General features: G+C 69.4%; 22 protein-coding genes. 9 read left to right on the plus strand and 13 right to left on the minus strand.

Annotated features, from left to right (window positions below; translation table 11 throughout):
- The 3 genes from ABTU82_RS16155 to ABTU82_RS16165 form a co-directional block, all read right to left on the minus strand.
- The gene (locus tag ABTU82_RS16155; RefSeq protein WP_407174303.1) at nt 1–291 is read right to left on the minus strand and encodes a hypothetical protein; all 291 of its coding nucleotides are present in this window, start codon (nt 289–291) and stop codon (nt 1–3) included.
- Between the two features lie 136 nt (nt 292–427).
- Entirely contained in the window at nt 428–1,171 is a 744-nt protein-coding gene (locus ABTU82_RS16160; protein WP_407174305.1) for a DUF2971 domain-containing protein, read from the minus strand.
- A gap of 280 nt (nt 1,172–1,451) precedes the next feature.
- The gene (locus tag ABTU82_RS16165) at nt 1,452–2,324 is read right to left on the minus strand and encodes a hypothetical protein (RefSeq protein WP_407174307.1); all 873 of its coding nucleotides are present in this window, start codon (nt 2,322–2,324) and stop codon (nt 1,452–1,454) included.
- Between the two features lie 579 nt (nt 2,325–2,903).
- Here ABTU82_RS16165 and ABTU82_RS16170 point away from each other — a divergent pair.
- Nucleotides 2,904–3,632, plus strand: coding sequence for an acetolactate decarboxylase (locus tag ABTU82_RS16170; RefSeq protein WP_407174309.1), 729 nt, complete (start codon nt 2,904–2,906; stop codon nt 3,630–3,632).
- Between the two features lie 52 nt (nt 3,633–3,684).
- Nucleotides 3,685–4,161, plus strand: coding sequence for a YbaK/EbsC family protein (locus ABTU82_RS16175; RefSeq protein WP_407174311.1), 477 nt, complete (start codon nt 3,685–3,687; stop codon nt 4,159–4,161).
- Nucleotides 4,162–4,265: 104 nt separating this feature from the next.
- Here the strand turns inward: ABTU82_RS16175 and ABTU82_RS16180 are convergent, their stop codons facing one another.
- From ABTU82_RS16180 to ABTU82_RS16195, 4 genes are read right to left on the minus strand one after another with little or no spacing between them, the layout of a single operon-like run.
- Nucleotides 4,266–6,209 carry a glycogen debranching N-terminal domain-containing protein gene (locus tag ABTU82_RS16180; protein WP_407174313.1) on the minus strand — a complete coding sequence of 648 codons (1,944 nt, stop codon included), beginning with the start codon at nt 6,207–6,209 and terminating at the stop codon, nt 4,266–4,268.
- The gene (locus tag ABTU82_RS16185) at nt 6,206–7,129 is read right to left on the minus strand and encodes a carbohydrate ABC transporter permease (protein WP_407174315.1); all 924 of its coding nucleotides are present in this window, start codon (nt 7,127–7,129) and stop codon (nt 6,206–6,208) included. The genes ABTU82_RS16180 and ABTU82_RS16185 overlap by 4 nt, the downstream gene beginning before the upstream one ends.
- The gene (locus ABTU82_RS16190) at nt 7,126–8,268 is read right to left on the minus strand and encodes a carbohydrate ABC transporter permease (protein ID WP_407174317.1); all 1,143 of its coding nucleotides are present in this window, start codon (nt 8,266–8,268) and stop codon (nt 7,126–7,128) included. Before ABTU82_RS16190 ends, ABTU82_RS16185 begins: the two co-directional genes overlap by 4 nt.
- A gap of 7 nt (nt 8,269–8,275) precedes the next feature.
- Nucleotides 8,276–9,511 (minus strand): sugar ABC transporter substrate-binding protein, encoded by a 1,236-nt coding sequence (locus tag ABTU82_RS16195; RefSeq protein WP_407174319.1) that lies wholly within the window; start codon nt 9,509–9,511, stop codon nt 8,276–8,278.
- A 152-nt stretch (nt 9,512–9,663) separates the two neighbouring features.
- Here ABTU82_RS16195 and ABTU82_RS16200 point away from each other — a divergent pair, with 152 nt between their 5' ends.
- From ABTU82_RS16200 to ABTU82_RS16215, 4 genes are all read left to right on the plus strand, one after another.
- Nucleotides 9,664–10,671 (plus strand): LacI family DNA-binding transcriptional regulator, encoded by a 1,008-nt coding sequence (locus tag ABTU82_RS16200; protein ID WP_407174321.1) that lies wholly within the window; start codon nt 9,664–9,666, stop codon nt 10,669–10,671.
- A 105-nt stretch (nt 10,672–10,776) separates the two neighbouring features.
- On the plus strand, nt 10,777–11,166 hold the full coding sequence (gene pcaC / locus ABTU82_RS16205; protein WP_121150127.1) for a 4-carboxymuconolactone decarboxylase: 390 nt from the start codon (nt 10,777–10,779) through the stop codon (nt 11,164–11,166).
- Entirely contained in the window at nt 11,159–12,052 is an 894-nt protein-coding gene (locus ABTU82_RS16210) for an NAD(P)-dependent oxidoreductase (protein WP_407174323.1), read from the plus strand. The genes pcaC and ABTU82_RS16210 overlap by 8 nt, the downstream gene beginning before the upstream one ends.
- A 39-nt stretch (nt 12,053–12,091) precedes the next feature.
- Nucleotides 12,092–13,243: a serine hydrolase domain-containing protein gene (locus ABTU82_RS16215; protein WP_407174325.1), complete on the plus strand. Its 1,152-nt coding sequence runs from the start codon at nt 12,092–12,094 to the stop codon at nt 13,241–13,243.
- Between the two features lie 10 nt (nt 13,244–13,253).
- Here ABTU82_RS16215 and ABTU82_RS16220 read toward each other — a convergent pair whose 3' ends face one another.
- Nucleotides 13,254–14,114 carry an N-acyl homoserine lactonase family protein gene (locus ABTU82_RS16220; RefSeq protein WP_407174327.1) on the minus strand — a complete coding sequence of 287 codons (861 nt, stop codon included), beginning with the start codon at nt 14,112–14,114 and terminating at the stop codon, nt 13,254–13,256.
- Nucleotides 14,115–14,213: 99 nt separating this feature from the next.
- Here ABTU82_RS16220 and ABTU82_RS16225 point away from each other — a divergent pair, with 99 nt between their 5' ends.
- Nucleotides 14,214–14,948: an SDR family NAD(P)-dependent oxidoreductase gene (locus ABTU82_RS16225; RefSeq protein WP_407174328.1), complete on the plus strand. Its 735-nt coding sequence runs from the start codon at nt 14,214–14,216 to the stop codon at nt 14,946–14,948.
- Here ABTU82_RS16225 and ABTU82_RS16230 read toward each other — a convergent pair.
- Nucleotides 14,945–15,643 carry a GntR family transcriptional regulator gene (locus tag ABTU82_RS16230; protein WP_407174330.1) on the minus strand — a complete coding sequence of 233 codons (699 nt, stop codon included), beginning with the start codon at nt 15,641–15,643 and terminating at the stop codon, nt 14,945–14,947. The genes ABTU82_RS16225 and ABTU82_RS16230 overlap by 4 nt on opposite strands.
- Nucleotides 15,644–15,726: 83 nt before the next feature.
- On the opposite strand from ABTU82_RS16230, the gene ABTU82_RS16235 reads away from it, so the two are divergent.
- Nucleotides 15,727–16,557, plus strand: coding sequence for an SDR family NAD(P)-dependent oxidoreductase (locus ABTU82_RS16235; RefSeq protein ID WP_407174332.1), 831 nt, complete (start codon nt 15,727–15,729; stop codon nt 16,555–16,557).
- Between the two features lie 38 nt (nt 16,558–16,595).
- Nucleotides 16,596–17,900, plus strand: a complete 1,305-nt coding sequence (locus ABTU82_RS16240) for an MFS transporter (RefSeq protein ID WP_407174334.1) — start codon at nt 16,596–16,598, stop codon at nt 17,898–17,900.
- Nucleotides 17,901–17,949: 49 nt separating this feature from the next.
- Here the strand turns inward: ABTU82_RS16240 and ABTU82_RS16245 are convergent, their stop codons facing one another.
- The 4 genes from ABTU82_RS16245 to ABTU82_RS16260 all read right to left on the minus strand — a co-directional run bounded on the left by ABTU82_RS16245 (nt 17,950) and on the right by ABTU82_RS16260 (nt 21,170).
- Nucleotides 17,950–18,417 (minus strand): SixA phosphatase family protein, encoded by a 468-nt coding sequence (locus ABTU82_RS16245; protein ID WP_407174336.1) that lies wholly within the window; start codon nt 18,415–18,417, stop codon nt 17,950–17,952.
- Nucleotides 18,414–18,779 (minus strand): gamma-glutamylcyclotransferase family protein, encoded by a 366-nt coding sequence (locus ABTU82_RS16250; protein ID WP_407174338.1) that lies wholly within the window; start codon nt 18,777–18,779, stop codon nt 18,414–18,416. The genes ABTU82_RS16245 and ABTU82_RS16250 overlap by 4 nt, the downstream gene beginning before the upstream one ends.
- 5 nt (nt 18,780–18,784) lie before the next feature.
- Nucleotides 18,785–20,068, minus strand: a complete 1,284-nt coding sequence (locus ABTU82_RS16255; RefSeq protein ID WP_407174340.1) for a DUF445 domain-containing protein — start codon at nt 20,066–20,068, stop codon at nt 18,785–18,787.
- Nucleotides 20,069–20,174: 106 nt separating this feature from the next.
- Nucleotides 20,175–21,170 (minus strand): hypothetical protein, encoded by a 996-nt coding sequence (locus tag ABTU82_RS16260; RefSeq protein ID WP_407174342.1) that lies wholly within the window; start codon nt 21,168–21,170, stop codon nt 20,175–20,177.
- Nucleotides 21,171–21,195 lie beyond the last annotated feature (25 nt).

A 21,195-nucleotide genomic window follows, 5' to 3' on the forward strand; every position in this document is an offset into this window, starting at 1 on the left:
TCAGTGGGCGAGGGAGAGTTCCGAGGTATCCGCGTTCTGGTCTAGTACCCCGTCGTCGCAGAGCTTGCAGACAGCACTGGACGCGATGGACTCGTTGACCTGCGCTGCGGCGGTGACCTGGTCGATGAGGTTCCACTCGCCGATGGGCTGGTTCTTCTCCGTGATGTTTCTAACCGCGGTTATCGCTCGCGCCCACACGGTCGCGTCGTACGCGGCGTGCCGCTGGAGCACGGCGATGCCACGCGCAACGTCGTTGCTTCCGGTGATCTCTGCTGACCAGGCAAGACTCATTCGGTTCCCCATTCTGCGAACGCCGCCAGGCCTGACAACAGGTACCCCCGACTGCGTCGCGTCTTCAGGTTACCCTGCGGCGGCGCCGTCAGGTATGAAGCGGCGGGCGGTTCTCAGCAGGCTTACCGCGGTGGCCTCACTTGAACGGCGACGCCGTCCTCTCGATGTTCCAGACCTCGCCGAACTGCCGGGGGATGAGCATCCAGACGGCTTCCACCATGCCGGTTGGGTCAACGTTCGGGCCGATAACCGGTCGGAACCCCTGGGCCGGTGAATACAGAAAGTCTGATTCCTCGTCCCGCGGCGGGTTTTCTATAACGGGATGCTCCGGCGTGAGGAGGTCGAATACCTGATACTGCCTTATTCCGGTTTGGCTCGGCATGTGCACGTATCGCGCTTCATTGCGCCGCTCCTCCACGAGTGGAGAAATGAGGCGCCATTCGCGTTCGGCCGCGAAAGAGAAATGCTTCAAGAGTGGGGCAAAACGCTCCACGTCTGTAATGAGGTCGCGGACGAGGTGGCTGCTGATTCCTTGCCGCGGAGTGTCCAACCTCTGCCGGCGGTCCCAGATTTCCAGGTGGTGGTCGACGATCTGCTGGACGATTGCCACGTGAGTGTCCTCATCGTACGCGCACGGTGCCAGAATGAATCCTTGGTCAGTCGCAACTTTTTGAAGATGCTCGGTCGAGAATCCCAGGGCGAGACCTCCGCTGCGCGGACAGTACGCCCTCCACTGCTCGAGAGAGTCCTTTTCTGAGGAGAGGGAGACGGTGTAGGCGCGCGACGGGTTGAAGAAGCGCCTGCCCGGATTCGCCAGATGCTCCAGCGCATAGCTTGTCATGCCCTCGCCGAATGATCTGCGAGGGAACTTGTACTTCATGAGAATGTCGTGGGCGCATTGGTGGGCGAGTAGCTGCTCCGTGGAATCATTCATATCCGTCGCTCGGCCAGCCCAAAAAGACCGCGACTGCATGATTCCTATTGCGCCAGCGGAATTGGTGTAGTGGTATAGATGGGACGGCTTGGGTTTAGCGAGTAGTAATCCCAGCGGCCCCGAGTCGGTGAGAGATGGCACATGCCGATCCTGGCACGAGGGTGTCACGGCGCGGGGGCGTCGATCCGCCGTCTTTGCTTCTCCGACGGGCGGGGAGGGAGCGTATTTACGACGCGGACGGCGGGTGGACCCCGCCGTGCGAGAGCGCCTCGCCGATGACGCGATCCCGCCTGGTTCGCCACAACGTCTGCGCGCCCTCCTCAGGGGCGAAATAGGCAACCAGCTCGTCGCCGACGAGGGCGGCGCACGCGATCTGGATGTGAGCGGCGTCGAGCGCGAGATTGCGAGGTGAGGCGATGGCCCCCGTCTCGTTCGGCATGAACATGTGAACCCCCGGTGCCTGTCCATGTGCCACGGCGGAGAGGTGGGAATATCGCAGTCTGCCGTCGGACCCGGGCGCTGCGTCGTCGATGACGGTGCGCGCCACGGCGGTCGGCGACGCGCCGACGGGCAGCGGGATGCGCCGTTCGCTCAGTAGGTCCTTCATCCCCTGCCGGTAGTCGTCGACGCCGATGAGGTCGCCGTACCGGTACGCGAACATTTGTCCTCTGCTGTACTTCGTCTCCTCCAGAACGAGAGCGACGTACCGGCCCAGGAGTTCTGCTGGGCTCTCCGTTCCGAGCATAAAGTGCGCGGTTCCGAAGGACTCCACGGCTCCTCGGGCGAGGGTCCAGTTCGACACGGTCGTCTGTCCGGTGCGGATGCCGTAGCTGAACGCGCGCAGGTGATCCGTCGCCGCTCGGCACATCGTGCGGGTCGACTTATGCGCACTCTCGAGGTGGGTGCTACCTTCCGCGTTCTCCGGGTTCCCTTCCCACCCGACATCGCGCAACGCCCGGCAGTCGAGCCCGGGTCCGCTTTCTGCGATGGCATGGACGAGCGACTCCACCGCGTCTGCGATACCGAGAGCGCACGAGCTGAGGACGGCGACGTCCACGTTGGACAGTGACTCGGTCTGCCAGGTGAGGTCGGTCGACACGTCCGGGATTCTATTGGGACGCCGACGGCGGGGTGGGAGGCATGCCGCCGGCGACGATCTCGCGAAGCGTCCCCCATCCGCAGTGATGCGACCTTGGCCGCTACGACGCGGCGTGGACGTGGGTGAGCTGAATGTGGCGACGCAGCCCGCGTGCCCGGATGGCGCGACGGTGACGAGGGCATCGTCCGCGGGCTGCAACTGGTCTTCGTGATGTTTGTGTCGCCGGCGGGTACCTCGAGCGCGCGGGGACGTCGAGCAACACGTCAACCTGGATGGGCTCGACGCACGCGGCCTCGCAGTCGACTGGGCATCGTCAGCAAAAAGGATTAGCGGTGGGATCCCAGAGGAAACGGGATGGCTTTACCCTCGAGCGCTCCAGGAAACTCAAGGGAGAACGAGATACGGGAACTCCCCACCAGAACGGCAGAAGGCCCCCGGTTCGCCGGGGGCCTTCTTGCTTGCCCGGGCCGTCACCGGGGGAGGAGATCTCACGGGTGGACGACGCCCGGGCGCCGGATCGTCCTCCCGTCGTGAGGTTTCCTCCGCCCGTCGCGCGAGGGAGGCGGTAGCGTCGCATCCGTGACCACCCTCTCCACCGATGCCGTGACCCAGTTCGCCGTTCTCGACGCCCTCCTCGCCGGCACGTACGAGTCGGGCATGACGGTCGGATTCGCGCTCGAGCACGGGGATTTCGGGGTCGGATGCTGCGACCGCCTCGGCGGCGAGGTCGTCGTCGTCGACGGGGAGGCGTTCGAGTGCACCGTCGACGGTCCGCCCTCCCGGATGGCCGACTCGGCGATCCTGCCGTTCGTCGACATCGCCCCTCTCGCGGAGACGGAGGCGACGGACGTCGGCGGGCTCGACCTGGCGGGCTTCACGGCCGCGGTCGAGAACCGCCTCGTCAGCCGCAACCTCTTCCACGCGGTGCGCTTCGACGGGGTGCTGGCGCGCGTGCGCATCCGGGCGACGCCCCGTCAGCACCACCCGCTGCCGCCGCTGGATGAGGTCACCCGCACGCAGGTCGAGACCGACCTCGTCGAGCGCCGCGGCACGCTCGTCGGATTCTGGGCCCCGGCGATCTACCAGGGCATCGCGGTCGCGGGGCTGCACCTCCACTTCCTCGCCGACGACCGACTCGCCGGCGGACACGTGCTCGAGCTGACGGCCGGAAGGGGCGAGCTGCGGGTCGCCGCCTACGCCCGCTTCCACCTGCACCTTCCGGTCGACGACCTGTTCCTGCGCACCGAGCTCACCCACGACCGCGACCACCGCATCGTCGCGGTGGAGGGCGGCGTCGGAGCGCGCTGAGGGCGCAGCATCCGTCTCCCGTTCGCACCCCGCGCCGCTCTAGGCTGAGGGGATGACCGATGCGCTTCCCGCCCGCAGTCAGCTGGTCGCCGCCCGCCTTCGCGAGGCGGGCATCACGGGTGAGATCCGTGTGCTGCCCGATGCCGCGTCGACCGCCGCCCTGGCCGCCGCGGCTCTCGGTGTCGAGGTCGGGGCCATCGCGAACAGCCTCGTCTTTATCGGCGACGGCGAACCCCTGCTCGTCATGACCAGCGGCGCCCACCGCGTCGACACGGCCGCTCTGGCGGAACGGCTCGGCCTCGCCCACATCGCCCGGGCCGGCGCCGATCAGGTGCGCGAGGCGACGGGCCAGGCGATCGGCGGTGTCGCGCCGACCGGCCACCCCGCGCCGATCCGCACGGTCGTCGACGAGGCGCTGGCGGAGTATCCGCAGCTGTGGGCGGCGGGCGGCACGCCGCACACGGTCTTCCCGCTGACGTTCGACGAGCTCGTGAGCCTGACCGGCGCCCCGGTCGTCAGAGTCGACTGACGGCCGCCTCGCGAAAGCGGTGAAATCGGCCGAGGTCGGTGCCCGTGATCGCTCAAGAGCACCGACCTCGACCGATTCGCTCGATCCGAGGAGGCCCCGCCGGGTCAGCGAGACAGCGCCTGGAGGCAGGTGATGGCGGCCGCCGCCGACCACGCCTGCGGGCGGCAGGCGGCGGGGTAGGGCGTCGGCACCGACGACTCGGTAGACGGGTCGCCCGAATGCAGCTCGGGCACGCGGTAGTCGAAGCCCTCGGCGGCGTTCAGCAGCCCGTCGACGACGGTGCGGGCCTGGTCGCCGAGCCCGGCGCGCAGCATCCCGTGCACGGTGATCGCGGTGTCGTGCACCCAGACGCTGCCGCCGTGGTACGACAGCGGCCAATAGCCTTCCGCCCCGGTCGACATGGTGCGGATGCCGAAGCCGCTCGAGACGGACGGCCCGAGGAGCAGGTCGGCGATGCGCCGCTCGTCGTCGGCGTCGAGGATGCCCGTGCCGAGCAGGTGGCCGATGTTGCTCGTGAGCGTGTCGACCGGATGCTTCGCGTGATCCAGCGCGATCGCGGGGTAGCGGCCCTCGGGGGTCTCGACCCAGTAGGCCTCGGCGAACCGGGTCTTCAGGTCGGCGGCCCAGGTGCGCAGAGCCGCGGTGTTGTCGGTGTCGTCGCCGAACGCGTCGAGCAGGTCGGCGCCGGCCAGGGCGGCCTCGTAGGCGTAGCCCTGCACCTCGCAGAGCGCGATGGGGCCCTCCGCGAGCCGACCGTCGCGCCACTGGATCGAATCGCCCGAGTCTTTCCAGCCCTGGTTGGCGAGCCCCGTGCCGAGGCGGTCGATGTAGTCGAGGAAGCCGTCGCCGTCGCTGTCGCCCGACTCGCGCAACCACGTCAGAGCTCCGCGGAGGGCGGGGAGCAGGTCGCGCACTTCGTCGTGGGGCATGCCCGCGCGCCAGGCATCGGCGAGGAGGCAGATCCACAGCGGGGTCGAGTCGACGCTGCCGTAGTACAGCGGTGGCAGCACGATGCCCTCGCCGGGGATCTCGAGGGCCGATCCGCGCAGCTCGTGCAGGATCTTGCCCGGCTCCTGCGCGGTCGCCGGGTCGTCGTGCTCGCCCTGAAGGCGGGCCAGCACACGCAGAGTGGAGGCGGCCACTCGCACGTCGAGGGGGAGGGCGAGCCGGGCCGCCCAGATCGAGTCGCGGCCGAAGAGCGTGAAGAACCACGGCGCCCCGGCGGCATAGAACTCGTCGCCGGGGGCACCCGGCAGGGCTAGACGCAGCGCGTCCAGGTCGCCGAGAGCGGTCTCGAGCCACCGGCCGAGGCGGGGGTCGGGGGCGGATGCGGCGACGGATGCGGCATTCCACGGGGCGGCCGATGCCGCCGTCTGCACGACGAGAGCGGCATCGGCGAGCTCGATCGACCACTCCACGCTCGCGCTGCCGCGCGGATCGAGATCGAGGTGCCACGCCGCGACGACCTGACCGTCGTCCTGGCTGACGCGCGCTCCCGGCGCGGTGAGCGTGAACGAGGGCGACCCGCCGGCAACGGTGGCCGACGCACCGGTCACGTCGACGCGCGTCTCGCGCGGGCGGTCGACGCCCGACTTCACCTCGTGCAGCAGAGCGAAGTCGGGGGTGACGCGCAGCACGAGGTCGGTCGTCCGAGCCTCGGCGATCTGCGAGCGCAGGGTCCACGTCTCGGTGATCCGCCCCGCGTCGACGCGGCGCTCGCGAAGGATGCGCACCTTGGGGTCGGGGGTCGGATCGTCCAAGCCCCGCAGCAGTCCGCCGAAGACGACGCGCGAGGGGCCGTCGGGCGCGACCGAGATCCACTCGATGGTCGAGCCTTCGCACGTCAGGGCGAGGGAACGGAGGTGCCGCACGTCGCCGTGGTAGACGCCGTCGATGGCGTCGATGGCCGCGTCGCCGATGTCGCCGCTGCGCCCCGACCAGACCTGGGTGGGGGCGCGCAGCGCGATGATGGCGTCGCTGAGCAGCGGCTGCAACGGCCGCGGCGGAGCCTCGGCGCGGTTGTCGATGTCGGTGATGGGGTGCGTCATTCCTTGACGGCTCCTTCGCTGGAATTCATGATGCGGCGCTGGAAGATGAAGAACATCACCGCGACGGGGATGGTCATGATCGCGGCCGCCGCGAGCTTGATGGGATATTCGTTGCCCTGGCTGAGCTGACCGCTGGCGAGGGCCGCCACGCCCTTCGTCAGGGTCGTCAGCTCGGGCGATTGGGTCGAGACGATGAAGTGGCTCAGCTCGTTCCACGACCCCTGGAACGACAGGATCACGATGGTGATGAGTGCGGGCCGTGCCATAGGCAGCACCACCGACCAGAAGACCCGGAAGGTGCCGGCACCGTCGATGCGGGCCTGCTCCTCGACCGACGGGGGGATCGACTCGAAGAAGTTCTTCATGATGAACACGCCCGCCGCGTCAACGAGCAGCGGAAGGATCATGCCCGCGTACGAGTCGTAGATGCCGAGCTGGTTGATGACGAGGAACTTCGGGATGAGCAGCACCACGGCCGGCACGGCCATGACCGCGATGAGAGCGGCGAAGATGAGGCCTCGACCGCGGAACGTGAGCCGCGCCAGCGCGTATCCCGCGAGGGAGGCGAAGAACACCCGGCCGGCCGTGACGAAGATCGTCACGATCGCCGAGTTCATGAACCACACCGGGAAGTCCGACTGGCCGAAGAGACGCTCGTATGCGGCGACGGTGAACGGGTTCGGAATGAGGGAGAGCGGGTCGGCCGTCGCATCCGCGTTCGTCTTGAAGCCCGTCGCCACCTGCACGAGGAACGGAGTGATGTAGACGAGCGCCAGGAGGATCAGCACCGCGTAGAGCACGAGCTGCCACGCGAGCACCTTGCGGGGAAGGTGAACGCGGCGCTTCGACGGGCGCGCGGCTTTCGCCTGCTCGCGCTGCTCGACCAGCACGGTCGACTGGGCGGGGGTGGTGCCGCTCATCGTGCACCCTCCTTCCGGCGCGGAGCCCCAGGCACCTCGTACTGGCGCGCACGGCGGCGCGAGACAGGACGGTCGCGGAGCACCCAACGCTGCAGGATCGTGAAGAACACGATGATCACGAACAGCACGAACGCGATCGCCGCTCCTCGCCCCCACTCCTGCGAGAGGAACGCCGACTCGTAGCTGAGGTAGGCGGGCGTGAGGGTGGTCTTGCCGGGCCCGCCCTGGGTTCCGGTGTAGATCTGATCGAACACCTGCCAGCATCCGATGAGACCGAGGGTCAGCACGGTGAACAGCGCAGGCTTCAACTGCGGCAGGGTCACCCGCCAGAACCGCTGCCAGGCGTTGGCGCCGTCCATCATCGCGGCCTCCTCGACGTCACCGCCGATGTTCTGGAGGCCCGCGAGGAAGAGCAGCATGAACGTGCCCGACGTGGTGAAGACGGCCATCAGCATGAAGGCCGACATCGCCACGGACGGTCCGGCGAGCCAGTCCCACCACGACAGTCCGAGGAAGCTATTTCCGGTGAGAGCGGCGGGGCCGGAGCTGACACCGAACGCGCCGAGGATGTTGTGGAGCACGCCGCTGGGCTCGTTGAACCAGTTCGGGCCGTTGACGCCCACCCACGAGAGCACTTCGTTCACCGCGCCGGAGGCCGAGAAGAGGAAGAGCCACAGCACGGTGATCGCGACCGAGCTCGTCACCGACGGGAAGTAGAACGCGGTGCGGAAGAAGCCGCGCCCGCGCAGCACCGCGCGGTTCACCAGGAGCGCGAGGAAGAGCGACAGAGCGGTCTGCAACGGCACGACGAGCAGCACGTACCAGGCGTTGTTGCGCAGCGCCGTGCCGAAGTCGCGCTCGGCGAGCCCGCCGCCCGTGGTGATCTCGGCGTAGTTGTCGAGGCCGACGAAACCGACGGAGGGGGAGAGGGGGCTTCCCCGGCCGTTCCAGTCGGAGAAGCTCACCCACAGCGCCATGAGCACCGGAACGAGCAGGAACACACCGAGGATCACGAGCACCGGGAGCGTGAAGAGCCACCCGGCGGCGGCCTCGCCGCGCCGGATCCCCTTTCCTGAGGATCCGGCGCGACGAGGCCCGCCCGTGCGGGCGGCGTCGGGCGCGGTGGCCAGAGCGGTCATGTCCGACCTATTCGACGATCGCTTCGAGGTTGGACTGCGCCGTGTCGAGCATCGCCTGCGGGTCGCCGGTCTTCAGCGATTCCAGCTGGGCGTTGAAGTCCTTCACGACATCGGCGGCACCCGCCATGTTCGGCGGGAACTGGGCGTACTCCGCGCCGGCGAGGAACGCTTCCAGCTCGGGGTTCGCCTGCGTCCACGCATCGGCGGCCGACTGGATCGACGGCATCGGTCCGAAGGCTTCCGAGAACACGAGCTGCTGGTCGGTGCCGGTCAGGTACTCGACGAGGTCGCGAGCGGAGTCCTGGTTCGGGCTGTCGGCCGCGATGCCCCAGCAGTTGGTGAACTGCAGAGTGCCCTTGCCGCCCGGTCCTTCGGGGAGCTCGGCGACGGTGTAGTTCACGTCGGGGTAGTCGTTCGTGAGGGCGCCCGTGATCCAGTTGCCTTCGATCGTCATCGCGGCAGCTCCCGTGCCGAAGGCCTCTCCGCCCCAGCCCGCGCCGACGTCGGCGGCGAACGCGAACGAGCCGGCGTTCAACTGCTCCTTGACGGAGGTGAGCGCTTCGACGTTCTCGGAGCTGTTCGCGACGGCCTGACCGTCGACGACCATGCCGCCGCCGGCCTGGGCCATGAAGGCGCCGATGCGCTGGTACTCGGCGCCGAAGGCGAGCCCGACGTGTCCGTCGGCGGTGAGTCGCTGGGCGACGGAGGCGAGCTGGTCCCAGTCGGTGGGGATGTCGCCGTCGGTGAGACCGGCAGCCGCCCACATGTCGGAATTGATGATGAGCGCGAGAGTCGAGAAGTCCTTCGGTGCGCAGAAGAACTGGTCGTCGAGGGTGAAGTTCTCCACGAGCGACGGGTAGAAGTCGTCTTTGTTGGCGAGGTTGTCGCCGTAGGCCGCGATCGAGCCGTTCGCGGCATAGCCGGCGAGGGCCTCGGGCGCCAGATAGAACAGGTCGGGCGGCGATCCTGCGGCGAAGCCCTGGGAGAGCTGCTGCGAGAGGTCGTTCGCGGTCTGCACCGTCGCGTCGACGCCGGACTGCTCCGACCAGGCGTCGACCGCCGACTGGACGGCCGCGGTCTCGGCATCGCCCGAGGAGCCGATGAGGATGTTGAGGGATCCGCCGCCCGCGGCCGATCCGGATTCTGAGGGGTCGGAGAATCCCGATCCGCAGGCGGTGAGGGCCAGGGCGCTCGCGGTGAGCAGAGCTCCCGTTCCGATGAGTGCGCGGGTGTGCCGTGCCATGTGTCTCTTCTCCTTCGACGAGGCATGTGAGGGCTGTTTGAACGATCAAACTTCTCTGGTTCGTCTAAGGTACGGATGCGGCAGGGCGGATGTCAAGGCGCGAGAAGGTCACCGTAAGATGACGATTTGAACGATCCCACCGGAGGTTTCCCATGGCGAAGGCGCCCACCGTCGAAGACGTGGCCCGCGTGGCCGGGGTGTCTCGTCAGACCGTGTCGAATGTGCTGAACACCCCGGAGATCGTGCGCGACGAGACCCGGCACAGGGTCGAGGCGGCGATCGCCGGCCTCGGCTATCGCCCGCACATGGCCGCGCGCCGCCTGCGCACCCGACGCAGCTCGACGATCGGCATCCACCTCGATTCCTACGCCGGCGGGATCTCGGGCGTCGTGCTCGATCGATTCGTCCACGCGCTCACCGACCGCGCCGACGAGCGCGCGATGCGCGTGCTCCTCTACACCGCGCGCTCGCCGGAGGAGGAGATCATCCGTCTTCGCGACCTGCACGAGGGCGGCGAGGTCGACGCGGTCGTGATCACGGGCACCTTTCACGGCGATCCGCGCACCGACTGGCTCGTCGAGCGCGGACTCCCGTTCGTCTCGTTCGGCCGCCCCTGGGGCGCGGACGACGTCGCTCGACCCGCGCACCTCTGGGTCGATGTCGACGGCGCGTCCGGCACGAGGGACGCGACGGCCTACGCCGTGTCGATCGCGGGCCCGCGGGTCGCCTTCCTCGGATGGCCGTCGGGTTCGGGCACCGGCGACGATCGCGAGCGGGGGTGGCGAGAAGCCTCGGCGATCTCGGGCGCGCACGGTCCGCGCTGGATCAGCGAAGATCGCGTCGACGTCGCTCGTGCCGTGGTCGGAGCCGCGCTCGCCGACGACCGCGTCGACGCGATCGTCTGCGCGAGCGACTCGCTCGCGATCGGCGCGCATCTCGCCGCGACCGCGGCCGGGCGTCCCGATCTGCTTGTCGTCGGCTTCGACAACACCCCCACCGCCGAGGCGCTGGGCCTGTCGAGCGTGGAACAGCTGCCCGAGAAGGTCGCGGCTGGTGCGCTGGACCTGCTCATGGGTGAGACCGGCAGCGTCGTCGCGCCCCGGCCCGCAGCATCCGGCTCGGCGCACGTTCTCGTCGAGCCGCTCCTGGTCACGCGCTGACCCCGGCGGGGCCGCCGCCATCGGCCCGGTGCTTGTCCGCGGGTGACTGCTGAGATATTGTCTGTTTGTCAGACAGCTCAACTCACGACGGATGATGGAGTCCCCATGGCAGCGGAAGACCTCTACGAACTGGGCCTCGCCAAGCGCAAGAAGGTGCTGGGCGCTCAGCATGTGGAGCGCTCCCTCGAGGCTGCGAGCGACTTCACGAGAGACGTCCAAGAACTCGTCACGGAGTACTGCTGGGGGGCGGTCTGGACCCGGGACGGGCTCGATGACCGCACGCGCAGCATGCTCAATCTGGCGATGCTGACGGCCCTCAACCGCGGACACGAGCTGGGCGTCCACGTGCGCGGCGCGATCACGAACGGCGTCACCGAGCAGGAGATCAAAGAGGTGCTGATGCAGACGGCGATCTACTGCGGGGTACCGGCGGCGCTGGAGTCTTTCCGCATCGCCGAGTCGACGCTGTCCGAGCTCCGCGCGGCCGATGACTGAGGCCGACCGGCGGGTCGGCTTCGTCGGCCTGGGCAAGATGGGTGCCCCGATGGCCGCCCGGCTCGCACGGGCGGGCTGGGAGGTTCGGGGGTACGACCCCGTGGAAAACGCGCGTACGGCGCTCTCGGCGGTCGGAGGAGTGCCGGTGGCCTCCGCCGGTGACGCCGCGGCCGACACCGTCGTGCTGATGCTGCCCGACTCGAATGTCGTGGAGGCCGTGCTGTTCGAGGGCGGTCTCGTCGAACAGCTCGCGCCAGGCTCGCTGGTGATCGACATGTCTTCGTCCGCGCCGCTGCGCACTCAGGCCGTCGCCGAGCGCCTCGCAGAGCACGGGGTCGGCCTGGTCGACGCGCCCGTCTCGGGAGGCGTCACCGGGGCCGTCGCGGGAACGCTGACGATCATGCTCGGCGGGTCCGAAACCGACGCGGCACGAGCATCGCTCGTGGTCTCGCACCTCGGGCGCGTCCGGCACGTGGGTCCGGTCGGCGCGGGCCACGCGCTCAAGGCGCTCAACAACCTTCTCTCGGCGACGCACCTCTGGGCGACGTCCGAGGCGATGCTGGTCGGTGAGCGATTCGGACTGGATGCGGCGACGATGCTCGCGGCGATCAACGCGTCGAGCGGCCGCAGCGGTTCGACGGAGAAGAAGTGGCCGGACTTCGTGCTCCCGGGCGGGTTCGATTCGGGATTCAGCCTGGCGCTGATGCTGAAAGACATGAAGATCGCCACCGACCTGGCACACAGCCTCGACATCCCCGTCGAACTCGGGGACGCCGCCGTCGGACGCTGGGCGGAGGCGTCGGCGAACCTGCCCTCGGATGCCGACCACACCGAGATCGTCCGCTGGCTCCGGGCATCCGCAGCATCCGACTCGCGTGCGGTCTGACGCGAGCCCGCACGCATCCCACGTCTGAGAGGAACACCCATGGCGAACCCCACGATGGACGCCGCGCGTCTGGACGAGCTCGAGAGGGTCATCCGCGCCGACATCGACGGCGGGCGGTACTACGGCGCCGCGCTGAAGGTGTCGCGACACGGGCGCACGGTTCTCGACATCGCCGTCGGGCATGCCGACCCGGAGCGGTCCCACCCCATCGCGACGGATTCGGTCTTCAGCGTCTTCTCGATCACGAAGGCGTTCGTGAACGTGCTGGTGCTGCGCGCGGTCGAGCTCGGGAGGTTCGCCCTGACGACGCGCATGTCGGAGATCGTCCCCGAGTTCACGGGGCAGCCCCGCGAGCGCGCCACCATCTTCCACTTCCTCACGCACACGACCGGCATGCCCGGCGTGTGGGAGCCGGTGCCCGGCTTGCTCCTGGAAGAGCTGCAGGAAGCCGTCGAGGCCGTCGTCGGGCACGTCCATGGCTCGGTGGAGCCCGGATCGCGCTGCGATTACGCGCCCATGGCCAACCACGTCCTGCTGGCGGAGGCCCTGCGGCGGACCGATCCCCAGGGTCGCTCGATCGGGCGGATTCTCCGCGAGGATCTCTGGGATCCGCTCGGTATGACCGACACCAACTTGGGCATCCTGCCTCACATGCGCGACCGCCACGTCGTGCCGCAGATGCGGGGTGTCCTGCCCATCACGTCGAAGTCGCGCACGAGCCCCGGTGACTACGGGCTCTACACCGCCGAGCGCAACGAAGCGGTCTGGGCGGGTTCGGCGTCGACGACCGGCGATCTGCAGCGCTTCATGGAGATGCTGCGGTGCGGCGGCGCACTCGACGGGGTGCGGATCCTCTCGCCGCAGACGGTCGCCGCGGCGCGACGCGTCTGGACGGCTGATCTGCCGAACGAGCTCTACCGCACGGTCGCGCTCCGCAACGGCGACGCGGTGCCGCCGGCGAATCTCGGTCTCGGGTTCAATGTGCGCGGTGACGGCATGTTCGTCACGCAGCTGGGGACGCTCACGAGCCCAGAGACCTTCGGCAACTACGGTGCGGGCACCGGTCTGGTCTGGGTCGACCCGGCGACGGATGTGTCGTTCGTCGGTTTGAGCGCGGGACTGCTGACGCAGGCGGACAACATCGCGCGGTACCAGCGCATCTCCGACATGGTCGTCGCCGCCGCGATCTGAGCGCGAAGGGTCAGCGCTCCGCGATGACGGTCACGTGATCGAGCGCGGGCAGTGAGCGGTGACGAGCGCGCACCGCGCCGTCGTGTCCGGCCACGACCTCTGAGACGGCGGGGTCGTCGCTCAGCTCCCGCAGCACGGCGAGGCTGTCGTACATGGCGAGGAGATCGGTCTGATGCCGGAAGGGCATGTCGCGGGCGAGCTCTTCGTCGAAATGCGTGGCGTCGCCGGCGAGGACGACGACCCCCTTACGGGTGCGGACGAGGACGGCCAGCTCCCCGGGCGTGTGACCCGGGGCCAGGATCGCTGCGATTCCGGGTGCGATGACGGATGCTTCGTCGATCGCGTCGACGATGCCGGCCGCCTCGGCGGCATCGATCACGGCGAGGTCGTCGTCGTCGACGACCGAGCGGAGGAGGGACCGCTGCGAGCGCGCATCGCGCCAGAATGCGAGCTCGGCGACGGACGCGGTGATGCGCACCCCGGGGAGCTCGCGGAGTCCGCCGGCGTGGTCGTAGTGCGCGTGGGTGAGGATCACGCGCTCCACGTCTTCCGGTCGGATGCCGAGATCGGCGAGCGCGTCGGAGGTGGTGCGCTCGAACCGGCGGCCACGCGAGCGGGCGCCGCTCTCGGACATGCCGGTGTCAACGAGCACGGTGCGCTCGGCACTGCGGAGCACCCAGAAGAAGTAGTCGATGGTCATCTCGCCGTCCGCCTCGCCGTAGAGGTCGTGGTTGAGATAGACGTGGGAGCGGAGGGTGTCGAGTGATCCCTGGTGCACCGCGAGCACCTCGTAGCGCTCCGTCGACGCGGCGCACTCGCGCAGCATCCGTGCCGCGGGAGATCGATCGTCCATCCCCATCGAGGCCGCCATGCTCTCAGCGTACGCGAGAACGATACGAGCTATCGACCTATCGGACAGGTCGAGCCGAGAGGATCTACAGTGGAGCCGATGGACGGTCGAGGAGGACGAATGGACAACGACGAGACGCGGGTCGTGGTCGTCACGGGAGCGGGTCGAGGCATCGGCGAGGCCATCGCGCGCCGGCTCGTCGACGACGGCTGGTTCGTCGTCGCCGTCGACCGTGATGCGGCGGCGATGGAGCGGCTCGGCAGCGACGTCTCTCCCAAACGGCTGAGGGGTATCGCCGTCGATGTGACCGACAGGGCAGCGGTGTTCGAGCTCTTCGCCGACATCGACCGGGATCGGGGCCGCGTCGATGCGGTCGTCAACAATGCGATGTGGGTGCGCTATGCCCCGATCGTCGAGATGACCGAGGAGCTCCTCGACGGCATGTTCGCCATCGGGCTCAAGGCCGCTTTCTGGACCACGCAGGCGGCCCGACCCTCGATGGTGCGCCGGGGGAGCGGTGCGATCGTCAACGTCTCATCGCCCGCGGCCACGCGCGGGTTCGATGGCAGCAGCGCATATTCCGCGGTGAAGGGGGCGGTCTCGAGCTTCACGTGGCAGGCGGCTCGCGAGCTCGGGCCTGAGGGCATCCGGGTGAACGGGATCATTCCCGGCGCGGTGCCCACACCCGGTGCCCGCGCGGTCGTGGACGAAGAGGGGTACGAGATCCGCCGCACCATGAACGGCCTCCGCCGACTCGGGACGCCGGAAGACATCGCGGCGGGCGTCGCCTACCTTCTCTCGCCGGATGCCGCCTACGTCAACGGGCACCTGCTGAACGTCGACGGCGGCCTCTAGCCGTCGTTGCTGCGCGAGAGCAGATCGTGCGCGGTGGCCATCACCCGCGCGGCGTTCTGGATATGCAGGGTGGCCTCGCGCTCAGCCGCAGCGGCGTCGCCCGTCTCGATGGCCCGGGCGATGCGCGCGAACTCCTCCAGTGAGGCTCGATCCCTGCCCTCGACGGCGAGGGTCAGTGCCCGCAGCTGCGCGATCCGCACCTGGAGGCCCTGAACCGTTCGGTCGAGGACGTCGTTGCCCGAGCCGTGGAAGAGCGCGGCGTAGAACTCCGCCTGCGCGTCGAGCACGGCCCGGCTGTTGTCGCCCTGCTCGGTCGCGGCGCGGAGGGCATCCATCGCGGTGGAGAGGCGGGCGCGCGTTGCTGCGTCGGCGCGTTCGGTGAACAGACGGGCAGCGAGACCCTCGAGCTGGGCGCGCACTTCGTAGACGTCGCGCGCCTCGTCGAGCGTCAGGGCCCGCACGTAGGTGCCGCGCCCGTTGCGCGATTCGACGAGGCCCTCGGCCTCGAGTTGACGCAGCGCCTCGCGAACAGAGGGGCGGCTCGCGCCGGTACGCTCTGTCAGCTCGCGTTCGATGAGGAGCTGTCCGGGCTTGAGCTCGAGGTCGGCGATGGCGCGACGAAGAGTGGTCGCGATCTGGTCGCGGATCGTCGGGTGCCGCGTGACCGCCATGGACGAACCGGACGCGAGTTCCATGCGAGCCAGCATAGGCCGGGTCGAGGCTTGCGTCGGAAAGACAGCTCGCCTACTATCAGCTTGTCAGACAGCTTGGAGGCATCGTGGCCCAGCAAGAACGCGGCGGGGACGCACCGGTCGTCGTCGTCACCGGCGCCGGCTCCGGGATCGGCGCCGCCCTCGCGCGGGCGTCGAGCGCCCGCGGTTGCCGCGTGGTGGTCGCCGATGTCGATTCGAGTGCGGCGCGCGCGGTGGCGGCCGAGATCGGGGGCGAGGCGTTCGTCTGCGACGTGTCCGACGCATCTCAGGTCGACGCGCTGGCGCAGTTCACCCTCGATCGCTTCGGACGCGTCGACGACCTCTACAACAACGCCGGGGTCGGCTCCGGAGGGCCGATCGACCGCATGACCGCCGACGATTGGCGATGGATGCTGGGGGTCAACCTCCACGGCGTGATCCACGGCATCTCCGCGTTCCTCCCCCTCCTTCGACGAAACGCCGACGGGGGACGCATCGTCAACACCGCGTCGATGTCGGCGGTGTCTCCTCTTCCCGGTCTGGGCGCGTACGCGGCGGCCAAGTCTGCGGTGCTGGCGCTCAGCGAGACGCTCTCGGCCGAGCTCGCGCAGGCCGGTGAGCCGATCTCGGTCTCGGTCGTGCTCGCCGGCCCCGTGCGCACGAACATCAACACCAGTGCGCGCCACCGCAACGCCGATGGCGTGCACGGGCTCGTCGACGGCGAGCTGAGCGGCCCCATCGTCGACCACATGATCGATCCCGACGAGGCCGCGCGGCGGATTCTCGCCGGCGTCGACGCCGGTCTCCTGTTCATCGCGACCCACCCTGCGCTCGCCTTCCGCCCGAGAGGGCGATTCGACGCCATCCTGCGCGCGTTCTCTCCCGTCGCCGCGGATCCCGCAGCCTCCACCCACTGACCCCCGTTCCAGCCGATCCCGCTCGAAGGAGAGCCGACGTGTCCACCCCTGCATCCACAGCCGTCCACCCCGACGTCCGTAAGAACCCCCGAGACGCCCGACGGGCTTCTCTCGGCAGCTACCTCGGCGCCACGCTGGAGTTCTACGACTTCGTGATCTACTCGACGGCGTCGGCCATCGTCTTCCCCGCGGTGTTCTTCTCCGGTATCGACCCGGCGCTCGGCATCGTCCTGTCGTACGTGACATTGGCGGCGGGCTACGTCGCCCGCCCCGTGGGGGCCGTCGTGTTCGGGCACTTCGGAGACCGGCTCGGACGCCGCCAGATGCTCGTGGTGACGATGATCATCATGGGGGCGGCCTCCATCGGCATCGGCCTCATCCCCGGCTCGGCCGCCATCGGGGGTTTCGCAGCGGTGCTGCTGGTGACCCTCCGCGTCGTGCAGGGTTTCGCCGTGGGCGGCGAGTGGGCGGGTGCGAGCCTCATGTCGATCGAGCACGCGCAGACCGCGAGGCGCGGTTTCGCCGGCGCGGTGGTGCAGAGCGGCGGTCCGAGCGGCGCGGTCCTCGCGACGCTGACGTTCTCGCTCGTCTCGCTCATGCCCCAGGAGATGCTGCTGTCGTGGGGGTGGCGCATCCCCTTCCTCGCGTCGGCCGTGCTGGTCATCGTGGCGATCCTGGTGAGACTCGGCGTCAAGGAGTCGCCGGAGTTCGAGGCGACGGAGGCCACCGAGGGCACGCCGCGGGTTCCGCTCTTCTCGACGTTCTCGCAGAACGGCATCAGCGTGCTGCTGGTCGTCCTCACCGCGCTGTCGCCCTTCTTCCTGCAGTCGCTGACCGCGACCTTCGGGTTGCAGTACGCGATCGGCAACGGCAACGAGCAGGCGCCGGCGCTGTGGATGTTGACCATCAGCAACGCCCTGACGATCTTCGCGACGCTCTTCTTCGCGGCGCTGTCGGACCGCTTCGGCCGCGTGCGTCTGATGGTCATCGGGTTCGTCGTGAGCGGTGCGCTGGTCTGGGTCGCCTTTGGTTTGCTCGCTCAGCCCAATCTCGCCGCCGTGCTCCTGGCGTTCATCATCCTCCAGCCCATCGGAAACGCGATGATCACCGGGCCGCTCGCCGCCTACATGGCCGACCTGTTCCCGGTGCGCAACCGTTTCACCGGAGTGGGAGTGTCGTACCAGCTCGCCGCGACGATCGCCGCAGGCTTCGCGCCTCTCGTGGCGACGGGCCTCATCGGAGCTGCGGGCGGGGCGACCTATCTGCTCACGTCGCTCGTGTCGGTGCTCGCCCTCATCGGAATCATCGCCGTGCTGACGAGTCGCCGCATCCGCGTCGAGTAACCGCGACCACTGCCGAGGAGCTTTCCTGACGCCCGGCTCGAGCCTCGGCTCAGCCGGGCGTCAGCAGCGTGAACTCGTCGGGCGGCACGATGCCGACGTCGTTCCAGTCGCCGTCGTTCCAGGTCAACAGCGCCACCGCACCGGTGGTCATCCCCACGTCCCGGCCACTGAGCTCGCTCACCAGAGCGCTGACACCCGGGTCGTGCGAGACGACCGTGAGTTCGGCGGCGCCGTGGGCGCGGGCAATCGCGAGGATGCGGTCGGCGGATGCTGCGTAGAGCTCGGGGTCTTCGACGACCGTCGTGCCGAAGGCGTCGGCGAACGCCGCGGCGGTCGCGGTGGCGCGGGCCGCCGTGCTCGAGAGCACGACCTCCGATCTCACGCCCGAGCGCAGAACGCGGGCCGCCACGTCGGCGGCGTCGCGCACGCCCTGCGCACTCAACCGGCGCTCGTGGTCGACGAGCTCGAGCCCGCCGTGCTCGGCCTTGGCGTGACGCACCACCGCGAGCTGGATCATGCGCCGACCCCCGCCGCCGCGGCGTAGACCCACGCGGTACGGCCGCTGGCGAGAGTGACCTCCACCCGGCGGTACACGGCGACCTCGTATTCGTCGGCGGCGTCGAGTTCCTCTTCGGTGACCCACAGCACGGTGCCGACGACCTTGTCGCGGGCGCTGCCCGTGCGCCGCAGCACCGACTGCAGGGCTGACCCCGAGAGCGTCACGACGCGCGGATCGTCGACGTTGACGTCGACCGTCGTGTAGCCGGGCAGCACGTCGTCCTCGCCCTCGACGAGGCGCCCGAACGTGTCGAGCTGCACCTCGGGGAGCTGCAGGGTTCCGTAGGTGAAAAGCGCTTGGTCGGCGGATGCTTCGGCCACGGAGATCACGCTACCGCCCCGCCCAGCACGACGTGGGCGAGGGTGAAGATGACGGCGCCCGCGAGCGCGCCGACGATCGTGCCGTTCAAACGGATGTACTGCAGGTCGCGGCCCACCATGAGCTCGATCTTCTCGGTGGTCTCGGCCGGGTCCCACCGCTGCACGGTGTCGGTGATGATCGAGGCGATGTCATGGCGGTAGCGCTCCACGACGAAGACCGCGGCGTCGATGACCCACCCGTCGACGCGGCTCTGCAGCGCCGCATCCGTCTCGAGTCGTTCGCCGATCTCGACCAGTGCGTCCGCCGCGCGCACGCGCAGCCCGCTCTGCGGGTCGGCGAGCGCCGTGAGCAACCCGGTCTTCGCCGTCTCCCAGGCCTCGGAGGCCAGACCCCGCACGCGTGGACTGTCGAAGACCGAGACCTTCGCGTCTTCGAGGCGCCCGATGGTGGCGGGGTCGTGCTGGAGGTTGTCGGCCAGACGCGCGAGGTAGGCGTCGATGGCGTGACGGGCGGGGTGGTCGCCGTCGGCGCGGACGGCCGAGACGAACGAGACCGCCTCGCGGTAGAGCGTGTCGTCGATGAGCCGCACCACCATGCTCGGCACCCACGACGGAAGCCGCCGCGAGACGATGCCGTCGAAGGCCTGCGGATTGTCGTTCAGCCAGTTCACGATGTTCTCGGCGGCCAGGTCGACGGCGCCGTGGTGCGCGCCCGACTCGGTGACCTTCTCGAGCCAGCCGCCGAGCGAGGGGCCCCAGTCGGGGGCGATGAGGTGCTCGCGGGCGAGGTCGCCGATGAGCTCGCTCACGTCGTCGTCGCTGAGGGCCCCGAGCACCGCCGTGGCCACCGACGCGCCCTCGGTGGCCACGCGCTCGGCGTTGACGCGCTGTCGAAGCCAGCCGCCGAAGCGCGCGGCGAGCGGCGTGCCCTCCAGGCGTGCGCGGACGACGGGGCCGGAGAGGAAGTTCGTCTCGACGAATTCGCCGAGGGTGCGGCCGATCTCGTCCTTGCGCCTTGGGATGATCGCGGTGTGGGGGATGGGAAGCCCCAGGGGCCTGCGGAACAGGGCGGTCACCGCGAACCAGTCGGCCAGGGCGCCGACCATGCCCCCTTCGGCGGCTGCGCGCACCCACTGCAGCCAGGGGTAGCGCTCCTGGAACAGGTAGGCGACGACGAACAGCACCGCCATGAAGACGAGTGCGCCGAGAGCGACGCCCTTCATCTGACGCAGGCCGCGCCGCCGTTCGAGGTCGGCTGGAGTCAGCAGGGCCGCGGGGGTGGGGGACATGCCCCGATCCTCGCACGCGCACCGGCACGCGGCCGGGGCTTGCGGGCGGGGTGCGAAGTCGGCTCCGCGGGTTTGCGCGCCCCGGGCGGCGCCGCGGGCGCGGGGGTCAACCCGCCGCGCGGGCGTGCGCGCGGCTCGAGCGTCGACGCAGAAGAACGAGTGCCCACACCAGGGCGGAGAGTGCCACGAGGCCGGCGCCGGCGACCAGGACCGCGCTCCACAGCTGTGGAGCGGGTGCGGGTGCATCCGCCTCTGCGACGGGGAACGCGACGGTCGCGGTCTCGGTGCGCTCGATGAGCCCGCTGCGCAAGGTGAGCGCCGCCGTCCAGGGGCCGGCCGACAGCCCGGCCGCGAGCGGAATCGAGACCGTGTGCGTCTTCCCGGGCAGGATCGTGGTCGCCGTTCCCAGATCGAAGGGGCCGGCCGACGTCATCCCGGGTCCGTCGCGGAGAGCGACGCTGCCCTTGACGTCGATCGCGCGTCCGCCCGTGTTGTGCACGACGGCGTCGATCTGCGGCACGCCGTCCGCTCCCGTCGATGCCGTCACGCCCTCGATCGCGAAGTCCGACGCCGGACCGTTGCCGGGACCGACGGACAGATACACCCGGATGCCGCTGCGATTGACGATCGTGACGCCCGAGGTGGTCTGCCGCCCGGCGTCGGCCTGCGCCCAGACGGTGGCGTACTGCTCCCCTTCGGGAGCGTCGGCGGGCACCGCGATCGTCACCGTGACGTCGGCGGCCGAGCGTGCGGGCAGGGTGAGCGTGGGGTGATCGACCGAGATCCAGCTCACGAGCTCGTTCGGGTGCGCGTCATCGGGGGTGAAGGCCCCGTCGACGACCGTGGAGGCCGCCGCCGAGACAGACGCCTGCTGTTCCCCGTCGTCGAAGTTCGAGATCGTCACGCGGCGCTGGATCGTGGTTCCCGGGGCGACGTTGTCGACGATGTTGGTGCGTGCCCGGGAGTCGTCCTGCGCGTCGACCGGGATGTCGAGGAGCTGGATGCCGATCCCGCTGCCCCCGCTGCCGTCGGCGATCGGCGTGGGCGAGGGCGCGCCCACGAGGAGCGCGCCGAGGAGGGCGACGGCGGCGATCTTCATCACGCCGCCGTCGCCTCACTACCGCGCG

Source organism: Microbacterium deferens, from assembly GCF_045517775.1.
Lineage (GTDB): Bacteria > Actinomycetota > Actinomycetes > Actinomycetales > Microbacteriaceae > Microbacterium.